The following is a 2,464-nucleotide window of genomic DNA, read 5'->3' as shown; positions in this document are numbered from 1 at the left end:
CCCCCCCCCCCCCCCCCCCCCCCCCCCCCCCCCCCCCCCCCCCCCCCCCCCCCCCCCCCCCCCCCCCCCCCCCCCCCCCCCCCCCCCCCCCCCCCCCCAAACCACAGCGCGACTCGCAGACGGCAAAACCACACCCCCCACCCCAGCCCGTCCGGCGCCTGAGGAGCAGCGGCACGGGGACAGCAGCACGGGGACAGCGCCCCCGAGACCACGGCGCGCGACGGGGCGCGGCAGGCCCTCCACCCCGAGGGGCTACGCGTCCAGCACCGCGCGCCACTCCCGCACCGCATCCGCGTCCACCGGCCCGGCCCAGCCCCCCGGCCGCGCCGCGCCCCCGATGTGGACGGCGTCGATCCCCGCGTCCAGGAGCGCCGGCAGGTGCTCCAGCCGCAACCCGCCCCCCACAAGAATCCGCGGCTCGTACCCCGGCTCGCCCGCCCGCCCCGCCTCGGCCACCAACGTGGGTATCCCCGCATCCACCCCGGCCGCCGCCCCGGCCGTCAGATACGTGTCAAGACCCGGCAGATCCGCGAGCGCCTTGCGCAGCGCGTCCCGGTCACCCGCCCGGTCGATCGCCCGGTGGAACGTCCACCGGCAGCCGTCCAGCACGGCGACGAGCCGCTCGACCGCGACCAGGTCCGGGCTCCCGTCCGCGTCCAGGAAGCCGAGCACGAACTCGTCCGCCCCCTCGGCCCGCAGCTCGCGCGCCTTGCGTACGAGTATCTCGATGTCACCGGCCGCGAAGCCGTCGGCGACCCTGAGCATCACCCGCAGCGGAATGTCCACCGCGGCGCGGATCGCCGCGAAGGTCGCACAGGACGGGGTGAGGCCGTCCGCCGCCATGTCGGTGACCAGCTCAAGCCGGTCCGCACCACCCGCCTGGGCGGCGACCGCGTCCTCCGCGTCGAGAGCGATCACCTCCAGGACTGCACGGTTGCTCATGGGAACCCAATCCTCCAGGAAGCAGCAATAGGTCTAGTCCAATGGCCAGCCTACGGGGCGGTAGGCCGAGGGCGCAGCCCCCACCGTGAACGTGAAGATACGCGAGGCCCGACGGAGGCCGGGCGACCGACCGGCGCGCCCCGCGCCCCCACCGAGGATCACCCTTGCTTCGAGATAGGGGGTGGGGGTATACATGACCGAAGAGAGATACCCCCTGGGGGTACTTAGGACGGGTACCCGGGACCACGAGGAGGCCCCCGTGTCAGCGCACACCGCGCACACCGCGCACACCGCAGAGGCCGAGGTCGAGCTGGCCATCGGGGGCATGACCTGCGCCTCCTGCGCGGCGCGTATCGAGAAGAAGCTCAACCGGATGGACGGCGTGACGGCCGGCGTCAACTACGCCACGGAGAAGGCCCACGTGACCTACGACGGCGCCGCCGTCTCCGTACAGGACCTCATCGCCACGGTCGAGAAGACCGGCTACACCGCGCACGAACCCGCGCCCCCGGCGCGTACCGCGGAAGACGAGGCCGTACCCGCCCCGCGGGAGGCGGACACCCTGCGGCAGCGGCTGATCACGGCCGTGCTCCTCGCGGTGCCGGTGATCGCGATGTCGATGGTCCCGGCGCTCCAGTTCGACAACTGGCAGTGGCTCGCCCTCACCCTCACCGCGCCCGTCGTCACGTACGCGGGCTGGCCGTTCCACCGGGCCGCGTGGACCAACGCCCGGCACGGCGCGGCGACGATGGACACGCTCATCTCCCTCGGCACCTCGGCCGCGTTCCTGTGGTCCCTGTGGGCGCTGTTCTTCGGCACCGCCGGGATGACCGGCATGACGCACCCGTTCGAGCTGACCATCGGCCGCAGCGACGGCGCGGGAAACATCTATCTGGAGGCGGCGGCCGGCGTCACCGCGTTCATCCTCGCCGGGCGCTACTTCGAGGCCCGGTCGAAGCGGAAGGCGGGCGCCGCGCTGAAGGCCCTCCTCGAACTGGGCGCCAAGGAGGTCACGGTCCTGCGCGACGGCCGCGAGGTGACCGTGGACACGGCGGACCTCCACGTCGGCGACCGCTTCCTGGTCCGGCCGGGCGAGAAGATCGCCACGGACGGCACCGTGGTCGAGGGCTCCTCGGCGGTGGACGCGTCCATGCTCACCGGCGAGTCCGTCCCCGTGGAGGTCTCCACCGGCGACACGGTGACCGGCGCGACGCTCAACGCGGGCGGCCGTCTCGTGGTCGAGGCGACCCGCGTCGGCGCGGACACCCAGCTGGCCCGGATGGCGAAACTGGTCGAGGACGCGCAGAACGGCAAGGCGGCGGCGCAGCGCCTGGCGGACCGGATCTCGGCGGTGTTCGTCCCCGTGGTCATCGCGCTCGCGCTCGGCACCCTGGGCTTCTGGCTGGCGGACGGCGCGGGGCTCACGGCCGCGTTCACGGCGGCGGTGGCGGTCCTGATCATCGCCTGCCCGTGCGCCCTGGGCCTCGCCACACCGACCGCGCTGATGGTCGGCACAGGGCGC

Annotated in this window: 2 protein-coding genes; one reads left to right on the top strand and one right to left on the bottom strand. The window is 74.1% G+C overall.

The features are described from left to right. Nucleotides 1-252: 252 nt before the first annotated feature. Nucleotides 253-942 carry a copper homeostasis protein CutC gene (locus ACN6LM_RS37895; protein WP_445069967.1) on the bottom strand — a complete coding sequence of 230 codons (690 nt, stop codon included), beginning with the start codon at nucleotides 940-942 and terminating at the stop codon, nucleotides 253-255. A 259-nt stretch (nucleotides 943-1,201) separates the two neighbouring features. On the opposite strand from ACN6LM_RS37895, the gene ACN6LM_RS37890 reads away from it, so the two are divergent. Further along, on the top strand, nucleotides 1,202-2,464 hold a 1,263-nt coding region (locus ACN6LM_RS37890; RefSeq protein ID WP_445069966.1), incomplete at its 3' end, for a heavy metal translocating P-type ATPase.

Source organism: Streptomyces sp. SAS_281 (assembly GCF_052542855.1).
The sequence above is the reverse complement of the archived record's forward strand: the minus strand, read 5'-3'. Positions and strand labels throughout refer to the sequence as shown.

What these genes read in the sequence shown, in the direction of transcription:
- ACN6LM_RS37895 (WP_445069967.1), bottom strand. Translation starts at nt 942, where the DNA reads ATGAGCAACCGTGCAGTCCTGGAGGTGATCGCTCTCGACGCGGAGGAC.